The sequence below is a fragment of the Methanobrevibacter sp. TLL-48-HuF1 genome, assembly GCF_023617305.1.
In the GTDB taxonomy this organism is placed as follows: domain Archaea; phylum Methanobacteriota; class Methanobacteria; order Methanobacteriales; family Methanobacteriaceae; genus Methanocatella; species Methanocatella intestini.
The window spans coordinates 1,425,515-1,448,540 of the sequence record NZ_CP081485.1 but is presented as its reverse complement, the minus strand read 5'-3'; the positions used below and the strand labels follow the sequence as shown (position 1 = coordinate 1,448,540).

At 30.3% G+C, this 23,026-nt stretch carries 20 protein-coding genes; 13 read left to right on the top strand and 7 right to left on the bottom strand.

Translation table 11 applies throughout. The features are described from left to right. Positions 1 to 2 precede the first annotated feature (2 nt). Together oadA and K4897_RS06775 are read right to left on the bottom strand one after the other, a co-directional pair. Complete coding sequence (oadA, locus tag K4897_RS06780) at positions 3 to 1,712, bottom strand: sodium-extruding oxaloacetate decarboxylase subunit alpha (RefSeq protein ID WP_250415795.1); 1,710 nt, start codon at positions 1,710 to 1,712, stop codon at positions 3 to 5. A gap of 126 nt (positions 1,713 to 1,838) precedes the next feature. Beyond that, positions 1,839 to 2,933 carry an inositol-3-phosphate synthase gene (locus tag K4897_RS06775; protein WP_019264835.1) on the bottom strand — a complete coding sequence of 365 codons (1,095 nt, stop codon included), beginning with the start codon at positions 2,931 to 2,933 and terminating at the stop codon, positions 1,839 to 1,841. Positions 2,934 to 3,027: 94 nt separating this feature from the next. Here K4897_RS06775 and K4897_RS06770 point away from each other — a divergent pair, with 94 nt between their 5' ends. The 3 genes from K4897_RS06770 to K4897_RS06760 all read left to right on the top strand — a co-directional run bounded on the left by K4897_RS06770 (position 3,028) and on the right by K4897_RS06760 (position 7,097). Further along, positions 3,028 to 3,879 (top strand): UbiA family prenyltransferase, encoded by an 852-nt coding sequence (locus tag K4897_RS06770; protein WP_250415793.1) that lies wholly within the window; start codon positions 3,028 to 3,030, stop codon positions 3,877 to 3,879. A gap of 26 nt (positions 3,880 to 3,905) precedes the next feature. Continuing rightward, positions 3,906 to 5,483, top strand: coding sequence for a glycosyltransferase family 39 protein (locus K4897_RS06765; RefSeq protein WP_019266656.1), 1,578 nt, complete (start codon positions 3,906 to 3,908; stop codon positions 5,481 to 5,483). Between the two features lie 93 nt (positions 5,484 to 5,576). After that, positions 5,577 to 7,097: a zinc-ribbon domain-containing protein gene (locus K4897_RS06760; RefSeq protein ID WP_250415792.1), complete on the top strand. Its 1,521-nt coding sequence runs from the start codon at positions 5,577 to 5,579 to the stop codon at positions 7,095 to 7,097. A gap of 325 nt (positions 7,098 to 7,422) precedes the next feature. On the opposite strand, the gene K4897_RS06755 is transcribed toward K4897_RS06760, so the two are convergent. After that, a complete protein-coding gene (locus tag K4897_RS06755) occupies positions 7,423 to 9,090 on the bottom strand; it encodes a cytidylyltransferase domain-containing protein (RefSeq protein WP_019264840.1) in 1,668 nt (555 codons plus the stop codon). Positions 9,091 to 9,173: 83 nt separating this feature from the next. Between K4897_RS06755 and hypD the strand changes: the two genes are divergently transcribed. Genes hypD through K4897_RS06740 form a run of 3 tightly spaced genes read left to right on the top strand, consistent with a single transcriptional unit; the run spans position 9,174 to position 12,247 of the window. Next, complete coding sequence (gene hypD / locus K4897_RS06750; protein ID WP_019267883.1) at positions 9,174 to 10,220, top strand: hydrogenase formation protein HypD; 1,047 nt, start codon at positions 9,174 to 9,176, stop codon at positions 10,218 to 10,220. A 1-nt stretch (position 10,221) separates the two neighbouring features. Further along, entirely contained in the window at positions 10,222 to 10,926 is a 705-nt protein-coding gene (locus tag K4897_RS06745; RefSeq protein ID WP_250415790.1) for a phosphoglycolate phosphatase, read from the top strand. A gap of 10 nt (positions 10,927 to 10,936) precedes the next feature. Continuing rightward, a complete protein-coding gene (locus tag K4897_RS06740) occupies positions 10,937 to 12,247 on the top strand; it encodes a TldD/PmbA family protein (RefSeq protein WP_250415789.1) in 1,311 nt (436 codons plus the stop codon). On the opposite strand, the gene K4897_RS06735 is transcribed toward K4897_RS06740, so the two are convergent. Genes K4897_RS06735 through glp form a run of 3 tightly spaced genes read right to left on the bottom strand, consistent with a single transcriptional unit; the run spans position 12,244 to position 14,226 of the window. Continuing rightward, positions 12,244 to 12,498, bottom strand: a complete 255-nt coding sequence (locus K4897_RS06735) for a hypothetical protein (protein WP_250415787.1) — start codon at positions 12,496 to 12,498, stop codon at positions 12,244 to 12,246. The genes K4897_RS06740 and K4897_RS06735 overlap by 4 nt on opposite strands. Positions 12,499 to 12,506: 8 nt before the next feature. Then, a complete protein-coding gene (locus K4897_RS06730) occupies positions 12,507 to 12,968 on the bottom strand; it encodes a GyrI-like domain-containing protein (protein WP_019264845.1) in 462 nt (153 codons plus the stop codon). Positions 12,969 to 12,996: 28 nt separating this feature from the next. Next, the gene (glp, locus tag K4897_RS06725; protein ID WP_250415785.1) at positions 12,997 to 14,226 is read right to left on the bottom strand and encodes a gephyrin-like molybdotransferase Glp; all 1,230 of its coding nucleotides are present in this window, start codon (positions 14,224 to 14,226) and stop codon (positions 12,997 to 12,999) included. 109 nt (positions 14,227 to 14,335) lie between these two features. Here glp and eif1A point away from each other — a divergent pair, with 109 nt between their 5' ends. Further along, entirely contained in the window at positions 14,336 to 14,644 is a 309-nt protein-coding gene (gene eif1A, locus K4897_RS06720; protein WP_029143199.1) for a translation initiation factor eIF-1A, read from the top strand. Positions 14,645 to 14,681: 37 nt separating this feature from the next. Then, positions 14,682 to 15,455: a serine protein kinase RIO gene (locus tag K4897_RS06715; protein ID WP_019264847.1), complete on the top strand. Its 774-nt coding sequence runs from the start codon at positions 14,682 to 14,684 to the stop codon at positions 15,453 to 15,455. Here the strand turns inward: K4897_RS06715 and K4897_RS06710 are convergent. After that, positions 15,445 to 16,344 carry a DMT family transporter gene (locus K4897_RS06710; protein WP_250415784.1) on the bottom strand — a complete coding sequence of 300 codons (900 nt, stop codon included), beginning with the start codon at positions 16,342 to 16,344 and terminating at the stop codon, positions 15,445 to 15,447. The genes K4897_RS06715 and K4897_RS06710 overlap by 11 nt on opposite strands. Before the next feature lie 136 nt (positions 16,345 to 16,480). Between K4897_RS06710 and K4897_RS06705 the strand changes: the two genes are divergently transcribed. The 5 genes from K4897_RS06705 to K4897_RS06685 all read left to right on the top strand — a co-directional run bounded on the left by K4897_RS06705 (position 16,481) and on the right by K4897_RS06685 (position 22,972). Continuing rightward, positions 16,481 to 17,101 carry a KH domain-containing protein gene (locus tag K4897_RS06705; RefSeq protein WP_019264849.1) on the top strand — a complete coding sequence of 207 codons (621 nt, stop codon included), beginning with the start codon at positions 16,481 to 16,483 and terminating at the stop codon, positions 17,099 to 17,101. 299 nt (positions 17,102 to 17,400) lie between these two features. After that, on the top strand, positions 17,401 to 19,101 hold the full coding sequence (top6B, locus tag K4897_RS06700) for a DNA topoisomerase VI subunit B (RefSeq protein ID WP_019264850.1): 1,701 nt from the start codon (positions 17,401 to 17,403) through the stop codon (positions 19,099 to 19,101). 13 nt (positions 19,102 to 19,114) lie between these two features. After that, the gene (locus K4897_RS06695) at positions 19,115 to 20,215 is read left to right on the top strand and encodes a DNA topoisomerase IV subunit A (RefSeq protein WP_019264851.1); all 1,101 of its coding nucleotides are present in this window, start codon (positions 19,115 to 19,117) and stop codon (positions 20,213 to 20,215) included. A gap of 440 nt (positions 20,216 to 20,655) precedes the next feature. Further along, positions 20,656 to 22,545, top strand: a complete 1,890-nt coding sequence (locus K4897_RS06690; RefSeq protein WP_250415782.1) for an Ig-like domain-containing protein — start codon at positions 20,656 to 20,658, stop codon at positions 22,543 to 22,545. A 1-nt stretch (position 22,546) separates the two neighbouring features. Beyond that, positions 22,547 to 22,972 carry a 1,4-beta-cellobiosidase gene (locus K4897_RS06685; protein WP_250415780.1) on the top strand — a complete coding sequence of 142 codons (426 nt, stop codon included), beginning with the start codon at positions 22,547 to 22,549 and terminating at the stop codon, positions 22,970 to 22,972. The last annotated feature ends 54 nt before the right edge of the window (positions 22,973 to 23,026 follow it).

Sequence of the window (23,026 nt, the reverse complement as noted above, 5' to 3'; positions counted from 1 at the left end):
TCTTATTCGATAACCATTAAAATGTCGCCAGAATTAACTGCATCTCCAGCTTCTACAAAGATTTCTTTTACAACTCCTTCTTCTTCAGCCTGAATATCATTTTCCATCTTCATAGCTTCAATAACAGCTACAGTTGATCCTTTAGTTACTTTATCTCCAACATTCACATTAAGTTTAATAATCATACCCTGCATATTTGAAATTAATCCTCCTTCAACAGGAGTAAACGGTCCTTTTTCAGTTTCTTCAACTTCCATGAATCCAGTAGGCATGATTTTAACTTCATATACATCCCCATCAACTTCAACATTATATTGAGTTGGAATTCCAATTTCATTTTCACTTGGAAGAGCTACACTTTGAAGTTCTTCTTCAACTGCTTCACCTTTAAGGAATTTTGGAGCAATAGATGGATATAATGCATAAGTAAGTGCATCTTCATCAGATTTGACAAAACCTTTTTGTTCCCCTTCTGTTTTATATTTGTCAAATTCATCTTCAAGTAAATCTGCAGGTCTGCAAGTAATAACTTCTTCATCACCAATGATTTTTTTAGCTATTTTAGCATTAACTGGTGCAGGAGGTTTGCCGTAGAAACCTTTCATATATTCTTTTACTTCATTAGAAACTGTTTTGTATCTTTCTCCACCTAATACATTCATTACAGCCTGAATACCTACAATTTGACTAGTTGGAGTTACAAGAGGTGGGTAACCCATATCTTTTCTTACACGAGGCATTTCATCAAGAACATCATTATATCTGTCTAAAGCATTTTGTTCTTTAAGTTGTGAAATTAAGTTTGAAAGCATTCCACCGGGAATTTGATACATTAAAACATCAGTATCAACACTTTCAGCAATAGGATCAATTAAAGCTAAATATTTTTCTTTAATTTGATCAAAGTATTTTTTAATAGCAGTTAATGATTTTAAATCCAATCCTGTATCATATGGAGTTCCCTGTAATGCTGCAACCATACTTTCAGTAGGAGGCGGACTTGTTCCTCCAGAAAGAGGAGAAATAGCTGTGTCTAAAATATCCACACCCGCCTGACAAGCTGCATAATAACTAATTTGAGTCATTCCACTAGTACAATGACAATGTAAATCTACTAATAAATCAGTTTCTTCTTTTAATTTAGTTACTAACTCATAAGCCGCCGCAGGAGTTATTAAACCCGCCATATCTTTAATAGATACTGAATCACACTCAAGAGCTTCAAGTTCTTTAGCCAAATCTACAAAATCATCTAATGAATGAACCGGACTTAAAGTATAGCTTATAGTTCCTTGTACATGAGCTCCTTGAGCTTTAGCAACTTTAATTGTTTGTTTCATGTTACGAACATCATTTAAAGCATCAAAAACTCTAAATATGTCAACACCATTTTCATAGGATTTTTCTACAAATTTTGTAACAATATCATCAGGATAATGTTTATATCCGACTAAATTTTGCCCTCTAATTAACATCTGAATTGGAGTTTTGGTAAATTCGGATTTTAAGCTTCTTAACCTTTGCCATGGGTCTTCATTCAAATATCTTATACATGTATCAAAAGTAGCTCCACCCCATGCTTCAACAGAGAAAAAACCTATTTTATCCATTTCTTCAGCAATAGGAATCATGTCCCTAGTTCTCATCCTAGTTGCAAGTAAGGATTGGTGAGCATCACGAAGTGCAGTTTCGGTAAATCTTACTTTAGTCATAGATTAACACCTCTCATTAATGTTTTTTTATAAATCAATAAATAGAATAAATTATACCAAATATTATATATTATTTTAACTAGTATTAATATGTTTGTTTAAAAATAAAAAAAAGAAAAAGAAAAATTATCTTTCTAAATCGCCAGAAATAAATTTTTCAACATTTTCATAAGCTTCATCATCAGTAACTTGAACTGGAGGGTGTTTCATTACATAAGAAGAAATAGAAGTTAACTGACCACCAATACCTCTTTCTAAACCAAGTTTACAACACCTAATGGCATCAATAACACAACCTGCAGAATTCGGAGAATCTTCAACACTTAACCTAAGTTCAATATTCATTGGAACATCCCCGAATGTGCGGCCCTCCATTCTAAGGAAACATAATTTATTATCATTTTGCCATGGAACATAATCACTAGGCCCAATATGAATATCCCTATCATCCATTCTTTCAGCTACAACAGCCTGAACAGCTTCAGTCTTAGATTCTTTTTTAGAATCCAATCTGTCTCTGTTAAGCATATTTAAAAAGTCAGTGTTTCCACCAGTGTTAATCTGATAAGTTCTATCTAATTTAACTCCCCTATCTTTAAATAAATTAGCTAATGTTCTGTGAGTTATTGTAGCTCCAATTTGTGCTTTGATATCATCCCCAACAACAGGAATTCCTTTTTGTCTGAATTTAGCATCCCATTCATCATCACTTACAATAAAAACAGGCATACAATTCACATAAGCAATTCCTGCATCAAGAGCACACTGCGCATAGAACCTAGCTGCTTTTTCAGATCCGACAGGCAAATAATTCACTAAAATCTCAGCACCGCTTTTCTTTAAAACTTCAACAACATCAACTGGTTCTTCATCACTAACAACAAAAGTGTAATCCCCTTCATAATTAGACATATGTGGTGCAACACCATCTAAAACATGCCCCATACTTACACAAACATCATATTTTGGGATTTCTTCTTGAAAAATAGTTGTACAATTTGGTTTTGCAAAAATAGCTTCATCAATGCTCTTACCTACTTTTCTAGCATCAATATCAAAAGCTGCAACAACATCAATATCTGAAGGTGAATATCCCCCAATATCCCAATGCATCAATCCTATTGCTTCATCAGGATTTTTTCCATCATAATAATGTATTCCTTGAATAAGAGAACTTGCACAATTCCCCATCCCTACAATTGCTATTTTAATTTTATTCACAATAACACCGGCCTATTTTAATTAACCATAAATATTAATATAGTTATTTTACCTTAATATAGTTTATAAAAGTATTTATTAAAGAGGAAAAATTATGAACCCCTATGTTGAAATAATCCGTCCGGGAAATGTAATAATGGCGATAATCGCAGTTATTTTAGTAGCTATTCTTGAAAAAAGCATTGATGTTCCTATCATATTAGCTATGTTAGCTGTATTTTTTGCTATGAGTGGTGGAAATGTGATTAACGATTATTTTGACTATAAAATAGATTTAATCAACAAACCTCAAAGACCAATTCCTTCTGGAAGAATTTCACTTAACAATGCAAAAAACTATGCATACCTTTTATTTATTGTTGCAGCAATTATCGGGTTTATAATATCATATTTAGCTGATACTTGGATTCCATGTGGAATCGTAATATTTTCAGACATTGTACTCTACTTATATGCATATAAATTAAAATCCACACCATTAATTGGTAATTTAACTGTGGGATTTATGACAGGATTATGTTTTATATTTGCAGGATACACTTTTAATGAAGGATTAATAATTTACGAATCTTATTTACTTGCATTTTTTGCATTAATAATGACTACTGCCCGAGAAATAACAAAAGACATAGAAGATATAGAAGGAGATAAATTAGAAGGAGCTAAAACATTCCCAATAGTATATGGCTCAAAAATATCTGCAATTATTGCAATTAGCTTAATAATCATTGATTGTGCATTATGTCCTATACTTTACATTTATCACATTTTTAACATTAATTATCTGATTGTTGTAAGCATAGCTGTGTTAATATTTCTTTATGGTGCCATATCACTTAGAAAACAGGATTCAAAAACAGCAAATAAAGTTTCAAAATACCTGAAAATTGGAATGTTAATTGCATTTATTGCATTTGCTATTGGAACATTTACAATAACTTTTTAAAAAATAAATTATAAAAAAATTATTTAATGATTTTTAATGATTTAAATTTGAAAAGTAATGACATTAAGTTTATATTAGTTGTCCTTATAATTAGTTCATTATTAGTTGCCCATTACATTCAATTTACAGAATCAATCGGAATATACTGTTCTGATGTTTTTGTTTATTTATTAAATGCACTATATTACTCTGGAGCCAATATAAACTCCACATCAACAATTTACCTATATCCTTTAATCTCTTTTATAACATCATTATTATTTGATTTGGGATTTAAAAGCGAACTTTCTATTTATTTAGTTACTGGTGTATTCGCAATACTTGGAAATATTGGATTTTATCTTTTGCTTAGAACCAGATTTAATGAAGTATTGAGTTTAACTGGAACTATAATGTATGCTACTTTTGCACTTAATTTAGCATGGTTAGCTAATGGAACTTTGGATATTCCGGCAGTAGCTGTAACTATATGGTGTGTTCTTATCTCATATATGGCTATTAAATTAAATCCAAAATATTATATTATAGCTATGCCTCTTTTTGTAATCTGTTTATTTACAAGATATACTGCAGGATTAATCTTACCCGTTTTAATATTATACTATGTTTATGAAAAAGGATTTAAAATAACACCTGAAGACAAACCATACATTATTAAAGGAATATTATATTCCATTGGCCTTTTTGTTGTTGTTTTAATTATATTAACTATAATGAGTAATTTTGAATTGCCATTAATTCATGAAACTGCAATCAGAGTAGAAGGAAAACGTGGAATGACCGTGAATCAGGCATATAATCCAGATATGAAATACTACTTTACCAATTTCCCAGAATTCATTTCTGCTTCAAAAACCACATTTGTAAATTCTACCCCTCTACTTGAAAACTCAACAATAATTTCATGGATAACTCTTGGATTATTAGCTATTGGAACTATTCTTGGAGGAATGAAACTAAGAATCAAACGCAATAAAGAAAGCATTGGTGCAGCAATTGCATTTTTAATATCTATTGCAACATTCACCCATGTCAGTTCCATTGTTACAATAATAATTACATTTGTTGGCCTTTATTTAATTGGTAAAGACTCCAAACATAAGGAATACCTTGCAATGTTAGGATGGATATTGTCATTTTACATATTCTTTACTTATTTCAATATTAGAGTTAACAGATATATTATTCCAGCCATTCCTCCAATAATATACTTTATTATGCTTAGTATAGAATTAATTCATGAAAAAATCACAATCAATAAAAATATAATTCCATTAGTTTTAATTATAATGTTTGTAATTCAAGGATTTGCTTTTACATCAACTTACGAAGACATTCCAAATTTTAAAGGTCCTGAAGAAATATCAAATTACATAATTCAAAATAATCCAGATTATGAAAACCAGTCAATTGGAGTTTATAATTTAAGACCTTATAGCTGGTATTTACAAACAGATGTTGAAGGAATTCCAACAAGCAATATTACATACATAGATCAGTCTAATGTAACATATTACATTTCCAATAAAGAATTAAGTAATTTAACTAATTATACCCAAGTAAAAAACATAGATGACCTGTATTTATATGAGAAAAATAAGTGATAATTGCTGCAAACTGAGAAATATTAGAAACATATATAATAAAATAATTATAAAAATTAACACAATAAAATAAGGCAAAGCAAAGAGGATAATATGAAAGTTGTATGCTGTAAGAACTGTGGTGCTAAATACCAACTCGATGATGATGACGACATAAGTGCATTCGAGTGTTCTTCATGTGCAGGAGACTTAGAATTCACTGAAAAATATTCTGATGACGACAATTCCTCAAAATCTACAATTTCAACTTCACAAAAGTATGATGATTCTTATATTGTCCAATGTAGCGAATGTGGATTAAAATATAAAATAAATAAAAACGACAACATACTTGATTACGAGTGTGATAGTTGTGGAGGGTCTTTAAGATATTTAGATGAAAATATGAATAAAGAAGTAGGCAAATATCTTGAAGAGAAAAAAAAGGAAGCTCCTGAAACAGTTTATGAAGAAACTAAAAGTGCTGATGAATACACATCTACTGAAAAGAATACAATAACACCTATACAATCAGTTACACATAAAATAGAAAGTTTTTTCTCAGAAGATCAAATGCAAAAAATTGCAGATGAAGAACTAGAAAAAGAAATGGAACAAAAACCAGCTCCAAGAACTGCAAGAACTACTATACCTCAAGCAGTTCTATCTAAGTTTGGAAAAGAATTTTCTATTCCTAAATCAAATGATTATAATGTTTTGAAAAAATATCTTAAAGATGAATTTTTCAAAGGAATGGAAAAGTATTATGTGGACAACCCAGAAACTGAAAAATCCCATAAGTTTTTAGAAAAAATAAGTGATAAATTAACAATAAAGGAACCTGACACTAACATCACATCTGAAACTGATGAAAATATTCAAATAAATGAAATTAAGAATTATAGTAACACCAACAATATCCTAATTGCAATTGGATCTATAATCTTCGTTTTAAGTATCATAGAAATATTAACTATAGATAGCGGATTTGGTATATTTACATTATTAATTAGTGTGATAGTATTATGTTATGGAATCTATAAAACTAGAGACACTAAAGAAACAGAAACTAGAACTAGAATTATCAGAGAACACTTATTAACTCTTCCAGAAGAGTATTATGTTTTCTATAATGTAAAAATACCTGGATCATCTATAGGTATAAATCATGTAGTTATAGGGCCTTCAGGAATTTATGCGCTTATTTCACAAAAATACAAAGCAAAAAATAAACTAGATTCAGAAAATGAAAATCTAAATTTAATTGATTCTATTGAAAATGATGAAAAAATAGAAGAAATTAACTCCAGTTATGGTAGACGCTTTAAGTATACAACCAAACAAGCAAAATTCTCACAGGACAATAAAATAAAACAAAAATCATTAATACTGGGTGAAAACCTAATTAATTTCCTTAATGAAAACAATATAAGACACTGTTTTGTTGAACCTTTAGTCGGTTTCATAAATCATGAAGTTGTTGTAATAAACACCCCATTAACTGATGAAGATTTATTTATGGAAGAATTATTACATAAAATTGAATATGGTTCTACTAAATTAAATTCTGAAACAATAGACAAATGTGCAGTTTTACTTAACAAATATTCTGCAGATTGTTCTTCAGAATTTTAACTTTTTTATTTTTTAAGGGGATTGTCAATAATACCGATTATTGATAGCTTTTCTAATTTTTCTTATTTTCATATTAAAATAGTCATTATTTCTTATTTTAAGTCTGTAAAATGGTTGCTTTTTCATGTATTTTTGATGGTTTTTTGTGGAGGAAAAAATCAAAAAATACCAAAACAAAAAATTCTCAAAAAAAATTAAAAAACAAGATTTCTAAAAAGAATAAAAGAAAAATAAAATATAAATTAATGACTAAACCGCAAAAATAAGTAAAATTATCAAATAATAATTTATTGACAAAGTCCTTAAAAAAAGAATTTAAAAGAATTTATTTAGAATTATCTAAATTAAATTCCCTATATTTAGATTTAACAACACCCCAAACTTCTTCAAAACCATGTTTTAAATCAATTTCCAACATTTTGTTATTCATTGCTTGTCTAAGTTCAAAATCATTAGCTACAATATTGAATTGTTCTATAATATCTTCTTGAGATAAATAAGATCCCATTCCCATATTCACAAATCCATGTTCAGGACTTCCAAAGAGAGTTCTTTCCTCTCTTTCATCCTTACATATAACAATACATGGAACGCCTAAAGAACAGACCTGATACATAATTCTCCCACCAGAAGTGAAAATAATATCTGCAGAAATCATAAAGTCACTAATAGACTCCACAGTTGTATAAAATTGAACATTTTTCATAAATTCATATTTAGATACTAATTCATCATAATTTTCATGTCCTGAACCTAAAATAACATTAATTCTGCCGGAAAAACCACTAGCTAAAAGAGCATCTAAAACTTTTTGAGATAAATTAAGTGTATCATTTGGAGCAAAATCAATCAAAACATTCCTAACATCATTTGTAATTATTTTTGGCTGATGCAAATAAAATTCATCTTTTAAAATGTAGTATTCATGCCCTACAAAGAATTTATCATCACTTTCATGCTCATATAATGAATCAAATACTAAATCTGCAAGATCAGAACCACTTCCAAAATCTTCAAAATTGATTATATAATAACCTCTACTGGTTAAATCCACCATATAATCATAAGAAGTATTTCCTACATCATTGATGACGATTTTTGGATTGAAATGTTCAAACAAACCCAGTAAATCAGATTTACCTTCGTATGTTTGATATTTGTAATTATAACCTTCAATAATATCAATTCCTAACTGATGGTTCCTGTTAATAAAGAATACCACATCATGGAATACAAGTTTTGATGCCATTGACAAACAACGATACATATGTCCAGTTCCAATCTGATCATAAGCATCGACAACAAAAGCTATTTTCATTTTTCTAAGGTAATTATTTGCAATCCACCAATCTTCATAAGTATTTATTTCAACACTTTCTTCACGAGAAATCTCAATTAAATCTATATTCAAACCTAAACGTGATGTTTCAGTTACAAAATTACGGCGAGTAGCTAATATACCACCAGTTTCTTTAAAAGTTTTAGGAAGTAAATCCCTATACAATCTTTCAGCATAAAATGGAAAATACCTCCTATTTTCATCATCAAATCCCCATCTTAAATTTTTATCATCAACAACAGAAATTACACTATCAATATTAAAATCAGCGAATTTTTCAATAGCTTTATCTAATGTTTCAGTTTTTAATAACGGAGAAGAAGGTTGAATTGTAATTACAATATCATATTCATCAAAAGCCTGTTTTTCTTTTTGTAACATTGCACCATAAATAACAGTATCCAATAATGTTTCATCAGTAGCTAATTCTACAGGACGCTTCACAACACTAGTGCCATACTTTTCAACAATTGATGCAATTTCAGAATCCTCAGTAGACACTACCACATCATCAACATATTGTGATGCTTTTGCTATATCTATCGAGTAATAAATAAGAGGTTTTTCACCAAGCAAACGTAAATTTTTACGAGGAATATTTTTTGAATAACCCCTAGCAGGAATCACCACCAATATCTTATTATTTTCAAACATATATATCCCTAAATTACAAAATTTATTTAAACGTTACTAAATAATATAATAATACTAATATTAAATCTTTTAGGTGTTAATGAATGAAAAATATGACAAAAGAGTTGTTAGACAAAATAAATGAAATAGCTACTCCAGTAAAAATAATGCATGTCTGTGGTTCACATGAACATGCAATTATGGAAAATGGAATAAGGTCTTTACTTCCTCCAGAAGTAGAAATTATTGCGGGGCCTGGTTGTCCTGTATGTGTTGTACCTTCCCGTGAAATTGATGAATGTTTAGAATTAGTCGACAAAGGAGTTACAGTAACTACTTTTGGAGATATGTTAAGAGTTCCAGGTTCTGAACGTTCTCTTGCAGAAGCAAAAGCAGAAGGTGGAGATGTAAGAGTAGTATATGGAATCAATAAAGCTATTGAAATAGCCAAAAAAGAAGACAATGATGTTGTATTTATGGCTGCAGGATTTGAAACCACAGCACCAACAACTGCTGCAGAAATTTTATCCAAACCTCCTGAAAACTTTTCAGTATTATCCTGTCACAGATTAATCCCCCCAGCTATCGATTATTTAATAAATTCTGGAGAAACTAATCTTAATGCATTAATTGAACCAGGACATGTTTGTACAATTATTGGAACTAAACCTTTTGAATATCTCTCAACAGATTACGGCATACCTCAGGCAGTTGCCGGATTTAATCCATTAGACATTTTAATGTCTGTTTATATGATTTTAAGGCAAATACGTGATGAAACACCTAAAATAGATAACGAATACCATAGAGCAGTTAGAGATGAAGGAAATGTAATAGCTCAAAAAGTTATCGACCAAGTATTTGAAGTAGGCAGCAGAGAATGGAGAGGATTTCCAAAAATACCTAATTCCATCTTAGAAATTAAAGATGAATTCAGCCAGTATAACGCAAGAGTCAAATATGATATTGAAGTAAAAGATGTTAAAGAAGCTCCTAAAGGATGTATTTGCGGACCTATTTTAAGAGGATTGGCTAGACCTGAAGACTGTAAATTATTTAGAAAAACCTGCAATCCACTCCATCCAATTGGGGCATGTATGGTCAGTAAAGAAGGAACCTGTAACATAGCTCACAGATATTCAAGGGATTAAGATGAATATAGACGCAATAGCTGTAGATATTGATGGAACAATAACTGATAATAAAAGAAGACTTTGTTACTCAGCTATGGAATCTATACGAAAAGCAGAAGATGCAGGAGTTCCTACAATTATCGTAACTGGAAATATTGTAACCTATGCTTATGCAACATTAGTACTCCTTGGAGCTAGTGGAGGAGTAGTAAGTGAAAATGGTGGCGTAATATTCAAAGAAAATTACAACAACAACCAGATAAAAACAATAGTTGATAGAACTTATGTAACTGCTGCTGATGAACACTTAAAAGAAACATTAGGTCCGAAATTTGATAAACACATTTCAAATGACAATATGTACAGGTTAACTGAAAGTGTATTTTACAAAACTATAACTAAAAAAGAGCTTGAAGAAGGTTTGGAAGGCTTTGAATATTTAGATAAAATAGAATTATACGATAGCGGATTTGCCCTACATGTTACAGACAAAAGAGTAAATAAAGGAAGTTCCCTAAAGTATCTTTGCCATGAAATTGGCATTGACATGAATAATGTAATGGCTATGGGAGACAGTGAAAACGATGAAGCATTTCTAAAAGAAGCAGGCATGAAGGTAGCTGTTGGAAATGCTGAAGATTCCTTAAAAAAAAATAGTGATTACATCTGCACAAACAGCTATGGTGATGGTGTAAAGGAAGCTATTGAAAAATTTGTATTATAGAGCTGATAAAATGATATATGAAATAGCTGAAAAATGTGAAAAAGAAGTTAAAAAAATCTGTGATGATTATGAAGTATATGTCAGTACAGGAAAAACAATAGAACTTGATTCTAAAAACGATGAATTAAATTTTGCAAAAGAAGAAATTACCCAAGGAATTGGAATTAGAATATTGAAAGACAATAAAATGGGCTTTGCATTCACTTCAGATTTAAATAAAATTAATCAAACTGCTCTGCAAGCTCTGGAAAATACCAAATTAAATAATCCTGATAAAAATTATGCATTTTCACAAGAAGAAAAAGTAAATAAAATTGATAAACTATATGATAAAAAATTTGAAAATTTAGACTTGGATGAAACTATTGATTTTCTGAATAATATCATAACAAAAGCTAATGAAACCAAATGTGAAGTAACTTCAGCAGGATTTTCAGCAAGCCGTGGAGAATCAATTATATTGAATTCAAATGGAGTTTCAATTGCTGATAAAAGCACTGGATTTGGTGCTGGATTATCTGTAAATATTGAAGAAAAAGGAAATGTAGCTACAGCATATGATTCTGTCTCTTCAAGATTTTATGATCTGGATGGTGACAAATTAGCTGAAGATGTGTGTAAATTAGCTATGGAATCTGTTGATACAAAATCTGTTGAAACTAACGATTATGATGTGATTCTTGATTATTATGCTGCTACTGGTCTTTTATCTACTTTTTTAGCAGCATTCAATGGAGAAAACGTTCAAAGACGAAGGTCCATACTTCATGACAAAATGAATAGTGAAATTGTAAGCCCTAACTTATCAATAACAAATGATGCCACTTTAGAAAAAGGAATGTATTCTGCAAAATGTGACGGTGAAGGAACTGTATCCAAAAAAACCAACCTTGTAGAAAATGGTGTTTTAAAATCATTTATGTATGATATTTACACAGCAAATAAAGAAAATACAACAAGTACTGGAAACGGTTATAGAAACTCATACCTATCTACACCATCAGTCAGTCCGTCAAATATAATTCTTGATTTTGATGAAAAAATAGGAATAGGCGAAATAGCCCAAGGAGTTTTAACTACCAGTGTTTTAGGAGCACATACTGCAAATCCTATTTCCGGTGATTTTTCCGTAGAAGCAAGTAATGCTTTTAAAATAGAAAATGGTGAGATTAGCTACCCTATAAATAAAGCAATGATTTCTGGAAATATATTTGAAATATTGAAAAAAAGTGAAGGTGTCAAATCCGAAATTAAACAATACGGACCATTTATCCTTCCAAAAATCTTAGTCCACAACTTAAGAGTTGTTGGACAACATTAAATTTTTTTTAATTTTCGTCTGTAATTATCAATAGTAGATGAAGAGTAATCTGTTGACAGGTATTTACCTACTAACTCTTTATTTTTATCAAAGTCATTAAGTTGAGTTTGAGAAGCTTTTTCAATTTCTCTTTCTAAATTTTTAATCCTGTTATCAAATGTTCTTTCAGATTTAAAGACATCCACATTAGTTTTACGAGAAATTCTTTTAATTTCTTCATCTATATCTATTTCTTCATTATTTTTAGCCATAATATGACCTACATTTTAATGATTGGCAATCTTATTTCAGTGACATATTCATCTTCACTGTCAGCATTGTGAATATTTTTTATTAAAACTTCAGTAGGTGAACCAATAATATCATAATTGTTTTCTTGAGCTACTTTAACCATTGTATCATAGCTATCTAAAATATTATCAATAGAACCTTCATGAATTCCGCTTAAAACACCATGTTCGAATAAATCTGCAGTTTTAATAATGTCTTTTGCTTGTGCATCACCTTCAATAGCTATACCTACATCAAACACAGCATCTCCTTGATTTACACTATGTCTTGGAGAGTAGTAAATTATAAAAGGTTCTCCAATGGTTTTAATTTCTTCTGTTTCAACCCAGTCCATCAATTTAGAAAGCAATATTTCTAAATCGGAAATTGGTCCTTTATAATTAATAACAGCTATTTTTTGATCAGGAATAATTTTATCTTGAATTTGCATTTGATTCACCTTTTTTTATTTAATATTTTTAATTTATGTTAAATAAATATACCTCAACTTCTTCTCCTTCATCAAGAAGTTCAACAGATTTTGGAACTTTTACATAACCGTCAGCAGTAGATAGAGAAAATATAGCTCCAGAGTCTTTAAATATCGGCTGAATATTTTCACCATCAACTTTCACCAATTGATACTGCATCCTGCCAACTGGAGAATGTATTCTTCTAGTTAGTTTGCCTTTAACAGTACTTTTTTCGAAATTTTTATCAATGCCTGCCAATTTTGTTAAAGGAGGAGCTACAAATGCATTAAAAATCATTAATGCAGACACAGGATTTCCAGGCAATCCAATTACGATTTTACCGTCAACAATACCTATAATAGTAGGTTTTCCCGGCTGTACAGAGATTCCATGAATATAAACCTGACCTAATTCATCCAAAACATGTTTCATTACATCTCCAAGACCTGCAGAAGTTCCTCCAGATCCGATTAAAATATCTACATCATCTAAAGATTCCTGAATTTTAGCTTTAAGTTGATTATAATCATCCTTAACAGTTCCTAAAAACTTAGCATTGGCTCCACAGGATATTGCATCATTTTTAATCATATTTCCATTGACATCATAAATTTTACCATATGGCAATTCATTACCCTGAAGAGTGATTTCATTTCCGGTGGATATAACACCAACAGTAGGTTTTTTATAGACTTCAATTGTTTCAAATCCTTGAGAAAGTAAAACACCAATCTTACCGGGAGTTAAAACATCCCTTTTTTTTAAAATTAATTTAGATTCTTTAGTATCAGAACCTTTTTTAGCTACATCCTGAGTAGGAGTAACAGTAGTCAGTATATTAACATTAGAATCCATTTTTTCACAGTATTCAACCATTACAACTGCATCTGCTCCTTTAGGCATAGCTGCACCAGTACTTATTTCAACACATTTGCCTTCCTCAACAGTTTTATCAGTTGTTGAACCTGCTTCTAAAAAATCAATAACTTCCAAAGTTTTTGGAGATTCTTCACTAGCTCCAAAACTATCCTGTGAAAGAATTGCAAAACCATCTTTTAGGGCTTTATCAAATGGAGGGAAATCCATCCTACTATATACATCACCAGAAAGTATTCTGCCGTATGCATCTTCAACAGCTATTTCCTCACTTTGAAGAGTGTAATATTTATCAAATAATTTTTGAATAATTTCTAAAGCATCTTCAGATTCTTTAATTTTTAAAAATTCAGTTCCCATATTATCCCCTTTAATGAATACATTAATATATTAATAAAAGTAATATATAAATAGTTTAATTTATCATCAACAAAATGGAAAATATAAACTATATTGAGGAGGAGAGTACTTGTCAAAACCAAATAATAACAATAACTCACAAGAATTTAGAAGAGTAAGAACACCTAAAAAAGGGGAAATTCCAGGAGCCGTAGAACAAATTATGGGTCACGGTAAATTAAAAGTTAGATGTGCTGATGGAAACATTAGAATGACTAGAATCCCAGGAAAAATGAAAAAACGTATTTGGATTCGTGAAGGAGATATCATTCTTGTAAAACCATGGGATTTCCAATCAGATGAAAAAGCAGATGTAATATGGAGATATACCAAAACTGAATCTAACTGGCTTGAAAGAAAAGGCTATTTAAAAATGTAAATACCCTTTTACCCCCTTATTATTTTAACTGATTTTAATGGATTCAAAAATCAATAAGGCTGATGCAAAAGTCCAAAAAATACGAGAACGTAAAAGACGAAAAGGCAGTGAAGACCGAAAGGTCGGAAGCGAAGTTTTTGACAAAATAACTTTAGAAACATTATACAAATTAGCTAAACAGGATTATATTGATATTTTAAATGGTGCTATAAGTACTGGAAAGGAAGCTAATGTTTTAAAGGGAATAACTAAAGATGAAACTTATGTAGCTGTTAAAATTTACAGAATAGCTACTTCTGATTTTAAAAAAATGGATTATTATGTCCATGGAGACCCAAGATTTAATGTTAAAACTAAAAATAAAAGACAGCTGATTTATGCTTGGGTAAGTAAAGAATTTAAAAACCTTAAAAGATTACATAATGCAGGAGTTAATGTTCCTGAACCTTACATCAGCTCAAATAATGTTTTAATAATTGAATTTATTGGTGATGAAAAAGGAAATCCGGCACAACCTGTCAGAAACCAGCCTCCAAAAAATCCTGAAGAATTTTTCAATAAGCTTTTAGTGCAGTTGAAAAAGTTTGTACATGAAGGAAAATTAGTTCATGGAGATTTATCCAATTATAACATCCTTAATCAAAATGAAGAACCGATTATCATTGATGTTTCACAGTCTGTTGTTTTAGACAACCCTATTTCTCATGAACTGCTTCAAAGAGATATAAAAACATTAGTTAATGAATATAAAAAATTAGGTGTAAAAACAAGTTATGATGAAGTATACGAATATGTAGACTTCAAACTTTAACTTCTTCTTTTTTAGGTGGTTTGCATAAGATTACCAATGCAACAATAACTATTACCAAACCACAAAGCATTAAAAATGTTGGAATTTCAAAATAACAGACAATACCAAATATTAATGCTGCAATAGGTTCACATCCAGACAGCAATATTGATGCCACACCAGATTCCACATAATTTAAAGCAGTTGTTAAACAGATGTATGGCAAAGCAAATGAAATAAATGAATGCAATATTAAAAACAGCACATTTGAAACTGGATTAATACTGACATAATGATTTATCTGACCAAAATCTGTAAAAGGTAACAGTATCATTACAATCAAAATTAAAGAGTAAAATAAAATACTGTATGTATGGCATCCCCTATTAATCACTTTTGTTGAATCTAATGTATAAACAGCACAAAATATCGCAGCTCCAACACCACCTAAAACTCCGATTAATGAAATTGAACCAATACTGCTTTCTAAAAATCCGCTAGCCAATATACATCCTACAATTGCCAGAAGCATTGATCCTACTTTTTTAACTGTTATTTTTTCACCTAATGTAAAATAAGCACCAATTATAACAAAAATTGGTGAAGTGCCCAATAATACTGCTGCAAGAGACAGATGAATTGAATTCATAGCCTCATTATAACAAAGATTCAATCCTACAATACTAATAGCTGCAATGATAAAATAAGGCAAATACTCCTTTTTGATTTTAAATAATGATTTGTCAGTCAATAACACACAAACAAACATTACCAGAGTAGCTATTGAAAATCTTAAAAATAACAATGTTGTCGGATCAATTCCGTTTTCAGTTAAAGTTCTAACAAAAATTCCACTTGATCCAAACATCATCCCCGCTAAAGCAGGCAATAAAAAATAAATCTTTTTCATAATAATTCCTTTAATTTTTCGTACACCAATAATTTTTATCAAAACATCTATTAAAAAGTATGTCCTCTGAAAAATTTTAGAAATTATTAAATAAAACAATACAAATAACTTATATTACTTATAAAAGGTGATAAGTATGCCAGAAACAGATTATTTAAAAATACCTCAAAATAGAATTGGGGCACTAATTGGAAACAAGGGAGATGTAAAAAAATCAATTGAAAAGGCTACTGAAACAATCTTAGATATTGATAGTGAAGACGGAACTGTTTACATCACCCCACAAGAAAACATGAGCGATCCACTTGGCGTATGGAATGCAAATCACATTGTAAAAGCAGTAGCTCGCGGATTTAATCCGGAAGTTGCTCTTAACTTAGTTAATGATGATATTTATTTAGAAGTCATAAAATTGCCATTATACATTGGAAAATCTAAAAATGCACTTTCTAGATATAAAGGGAGAATAATTGGGCAAAATGGAAAAACACGTGAAATAATTATGGATATGGCTGACGTGCAAATGGCCATCTATGGAAAAACCGTTTCATTAATTGGTGAAATGGACAACATCATGATAGCTAAAGAAGCTATTGAAATGATTTTAAAAGGATCAAGACACAAATCAGTCTATTCTTTTTTAGAGCGTAAAAAAGATGAATTGAAACTTAAAGAATTTAAAGATCTTGTTGGAATCAAAGATGATGAAATCGAATTCAAAGACGGAATCGACTTTGATGAAGAAATGATGAAATAGTAACATTTTTATTAATGTTACTTAACTTTTTTTTACAATGATTTAGAAGCATTGCAATATTTTATTTTGAAGTCAAAAATTTCAAAACAAATAGCAAAATATTATATACTTTACTTAGCATATATAGATAGTGTAATGAAAATATCATGTTTTCTACAATAAAATTATTATTTTTTTATCTATAACTTAATCATAACAGATAGAGTACTCTAAAAATATTACTTTGAAAATGCTCTCTGACTTGATTTAAATAAAGAATAGATTCATAAATAAATTATAAAATTTTAAGGAGGAAAAATTTGTCTCAACAAGCAAATGAACTCTTTGACAATTTCCAACAATTGACACCATCAGAGTTCTTTAGAAAAAACAAGCAAATGTTAGGATTCACTGGTAAAATCCGCTCATTAACAATTGTTTTTCACGAATTAATTACGAACAGTTTTGATGCAGCTGAAGAAGCAGGTATCCTTCCAGAAATCAATATTGAATTAAAAAGAATTGATAAAGAACATTACATTCTCAGACACTCCGATAACGGTCCGGGAATTCCTGAAGACTTTGTAATGCAAGTATACTGTAGTATGTTTGCAGGATCCAAATTCAGAAACATCCAGTCAAGAGGACAACAAGGTTTAGGTTGTAGTGGTTGTGTACTTTTATCACAGATGACTACTGGTGAACCTGCTCGTGTAATCTCCTGTTATCAGGAAGGAGATAAACTTAAAGGAGTTAAAATGAAGTTCAAAATGGATGTTAAGAAAAATAAAGGTATGTTAATGGAAAGAGAAGATTTCCCTGCTGAACATACTGGAGTCTGTATCGAATTACAATTTAAAGATGTTTCTTACTCCATGGCAGAACAAGGTGCTTTTGAATACATCAGAAGAACCATGATTGGAAACCCTCATGCAAAAATTACCTTTAGAGATCCAAGTGGACACAAATATATTTTTAAAAGAGCGGCAAATATTGTTCCGATACTTCCAAAAGAAGTTTTACCACATCCAAAAGGAGTTAGTGCAGATGATATTCTATTTATGGCAAAACATACTGATAAAAGACGATACAAGAGTATGTTAACCAGCTCACTTTCCAGAATGTCCAATAAAAGAGTAAACGAAATTGAGGAAATGACTGGTATTGACATGAATAAACGTCCAAAGGATATGACCTGGGCTGAAGCAGAAGCTATTGTAAACTGTTTCAAAAAAATGAAATTCATGGCTCCTCCAAGTAACGGACTCATACCTATCGGATCAGAACAAATTGAAAAAGGTATGAAACAAATTCTTAAACCTGAATTCATAGCTACACTTACAAGAAAACCTGTAACCTATGGAGGAGGTGTTTCTTTCATTATTGAAGCAGGAATTGCTTATGGTGGAGATTCCGGAAGAGTTGTAAATGAACAAAGAAAATCAGAAATTATGAGATTTGCAAATAGAGTTCCATTAACATTTGATCAAGGAAGCTGTGCAATTACCGAAGCACTAAAAAGTATTGATTGGAAACGTTACGGAATTAAAGACTTTGACAATTCCCCAATTACTTTATTTGTAAACATCATTTCAACACAAGTTCCTTATCTTTCTACCGGAAAACAAAGTGTATCTCCAGAACCTGAAATTGTTCATGAAATAAGACAGGCAACTATGACTTTAGCCCGTAAACTTCAAAAACATTTAAGAGCTAAAAAAGCTGCAAAAGAAAAAGCAATGCGTTCAAAAGTATTCGAAGATTATCTCCCAGTCATCATTGAAGAAGCTGCAAAATTAGGAGAAACTGGAATACCTGAATATAATCAAGTTTTAGCTAAAGTAACTAAAAGGGCACTTGCAGAATTACTTGGTGAAAAAGTTGAAGAAGAGGAAGAAGAAGTAGAAGAAGACGCATTAATTATGGAAGAACTTGATGAATTTGGATATGCTGTTGACGATGACCACAGTAATCTTAAAAACATTGAAGAGGAAGTTCCAGAATATGAGGAAGAAGAATAAACAGGTGATTTAAATGTCTGATGAAATAAAACAAAACCCAGAAGGTAAATCACATAAAGAACTAAGAAAAGAATATACCTTCAACAAATTAAAAGGATTAGGTCAGGAAATTATTGAAGAAATCGAAAAACAAAAAGTTCCTTCTATAAAAGTTCCTTCACGTGGTACCTCAAATATTGTTTATGATGAAGCAAAAAGATATTATGTTTTAGGAGACAGATACGGTAGAAGATCTCTTGGTAATGTAAAACAAATCAGAAAATTAGGGCAAATGGTTTATGTAGCTAATTTCTGTAAAGATTTAGTTCAAAGAGAAAAAACAGCTACAATCAGGGAAATGTATTATGTTTCTGAAGGTTGGGGAATCAGTTTTAAAACACAGCAGGAATCAAACATTGTTGGAGAAGATTTAGAAGTAACCTTAGGAACAACAAGGGAAGATTTAGGATTAATGCCAGAGGAAGATGGTGCCTCAGTATATGGTGATTTAACCTTAAAAGATGGTGATGTTGAAATTAATGCTTTAAAAGCTGGAAAATCAGGATATACTATTTCACCAACAATTGATCAAGTAGATTTCTTAGATTGTAATGTAGATAGAGTTATTGCTGTAGAAACCATGGGAATGTTCCACAGGATGGTTCAGGAAAAAGCATATGACAGATTTAATACCTTAATTGTAGGACTTAAAGGACAAGCAGCTCGTGCTACAAGAAGATTTATTAAAAGAGTAAATGAAGAATTACACTTGCCTGTTTATATCTGTAACGACGGAGACCCTTGGGGATTTCATATTGCACAGGTGATTATTTCAGGAAGTGCAAAATTAGCTCACGTTAATCATGATTTAGCTACTCCTGATGCAAAATTCATGGGAGTAACAGCTAGTGACATTATCAATTATGATTTGCCAACAGATAATCTTAAAGACGTTGATGTTATGAGATTAAAAGAGTTAGCTAAAGACCCAAGGTATAAAAGTGATTTCTGGCAAACTGAAATTAAAAAAATGCTTAAGATTGGTAAAAAAGCAGAACAGCAATCTTTCTCAAAATATGGTCTCGAATATGTAGTAGATACATATTTCCCAGAAAAACTAGAGGCTATGGAATAGATTTATTCCTTAAACTTCAAGCAAATTTTTTTAATTTGCTTTTTTCTTATTTTTTAATTTTCGTAATTTCACAACATAATAGCTATTTTTAAAAATTATTATCCTTTAAGTATGTATTATTAAATATTAACTCCATTTCATATTTAGAAAGAAAATAATCAGTATAAATTTACAAGACGCTCTTTTAGACATTATTTTAAAGTTTTATCGAAAGTTTATCATTTTATATCATCCTATGTTTTATTTATCATTATTTTTTATTTTTTTATTAAAAAGACAATAATAAGTTTTAAATGATACTGAAGAATATTAGCTCTTAAAACAAAATATAAAAAAGAAATGAATTTCAGAAGCATATAACATCAAAAATAAACAGAAAAAGTGTTATTTTTCCTAAAAAGTTTATATAATGAAGTACAAATTGGTTATAGTGTTGTCATATGAAAAATTTAATATTTAAAAAACAGTTGATAATTCTAATATCAGTTTTTATATTGATAGCTGGAATTTCTACTGTAAGTGCAAATGAAAATACTACTGATTTACATCAAAGTATGGAAACATATGATAATAACGTTATTAACACTGATTTAGAAGTTGATGATAATAATATTATCCAACCAAATACCACTGATGTTAAATCCGATGTTAGTATTGACATACATGACTTTGAAATGTACTATAAAAATGGTACAAAATTAAGTGGAAAATTATTAGACAATAATAGTAACCCTATAATTAACCAAACTGTTAGTATTAATATTAATGGTATGAGTTATAATAAGATTACAGATAGCAATGGTACATTTGGAATGAATATTAATTTAGATCCGAATGTTTACAATTTCACAGTAGCTTATAATGGTTCAGATATTTATAATCCTGCACTTAAAAATGCAAAAGTTACAATTTTATCTGTTATTGAATCAAATGATTTAGTTAAGTATTATAGAAATGAATCCCAATACTATGCTACTTTCTTGGATGAAAAGGGAAATCCAATAGCTAACAATACAGCAGTTACATTTAATATCAACGGTGTTTTCTACACACAATACACCAACGAAAACGGTACTGCAAAATTAAACATCCAACTTTATCCTAAAAAATATATAATTACAGCTATACACCCTAAAGGTGAAAAAAAAGGATATACTATTGATGTTTTGCCTACAATTGTTTCCAAGGACTTAGTTAAGTATTATAAAAATGAATCCCAATACTACGCTACTTTCTTGGACAAACAAGGAAATCCAATAGCTAACAATACAGCAGTTACATTTAATATCAACGGTGTTTTCTACACACAATACACCAACGAAAACGGTACTGCCAAGTTAAATATTAACCTTAATCCTGGAAATTATATTATAACTGCTATGCATCCTGACGGATTGCAAACAGGAAATAATGTCTTTGTAAATAAAACTTTAATTACATATGATATTAGTCAGCCATGTAACAAAACAGGTACTGCAACTTTTACTGCAGAAGTTTTAGACGGACAAGGCAGACCACTTAGCAATGCTTCTGTAACATTTCTTATTGCAGGTAAAGTTTTAACTAAAATTACTGATGAAAAAGGTATTGCATTTATTAATATTAAAGCATATCCTGGAGTTTATACTATTACAACAACTTACAACGGTTATTCTGTAGGAAAAACTTTAGAGATTTACAATAATGAAACCGGATTTAAAAGATACAATTTAGGTTCAAATGAAAATGGTACTGTTTATTTATATAAATCCATTGGTAATACCAGTTCAAAGGTAAGAGTAGCTTATATCATTGGTGTTCATGTAACTGAAAACGCTGTTCACAAAGCATTATTTGATGAATTAACTAAAAAATCCGGTGAATTAAATTACTGTTATGATATTTATAAAATAAATGTAACACCAATTGGTAAACCTATTGATGATATTAATAGAATGAGAGGACAACTTTTAGGACGTGATTATGTAGTTCCTGAAGCTATAAAAAACAATTATTCCCTTGTAGTTGATGTACATTCCAATCAAGGCGGAGCATATGTCATTACTAACTTTGCTTTTGCTCCGGCACAGGATAATGTATCAAAAGCCATAGCTACTAAAATAATCAATGATAATCCTGGTTTAAAGGAATATTTCCCTGCTTCACAAACAAGTCCACCATATGTAACTCTCCCTATACAAAAATCAGGTACTCCTACTGTACTTTATGAAACATATAAATACGAAGATTATAATAATGTAACTGTACCATATGTTGATTTATTAATTGAATCAGTTGATACTATATTTGACTATATATCATCTGATAATAAACTAAAAATGGAGAGATAAATTGCAGAAAAATAATATTATACTTGCAATTATTATTGTTTGTATTATCCTCATTGGGTTAGTCTTTTATGCAACAAACATTACCAATTCATCAGATAATACAACTGAACATGATAATAATTCTACAATTAATTTAACTAGCAATAGTACTTTATCTGATCAAAGCAGTTCCAGTTCTGATTCCAGTTCATCTGGAGGAAGTTCTTCAAGTTCTGATTCCAGTTCCAGTTCAACAACTGGAAGCTCTTCAAGTGGAAGTTCAAGCCATCAAAGTGGAACAAGCCACAGTGAAAGCTCTTCAAGTGGAAGCTCTTCAAGCGGAGGGTCTTCAAGCGGAGGTTCAAGCCACAGCGGAAGTTCCTCAAGCGGAGATTCAGGATCAGGCAGTAGTTCTGGTGATGGATCAGGTATTATAGATGTAACCTAAATGTTTACATCATTTTCTTTTTTTCTTTTTGTAAACTCAACAACTCAAAATATT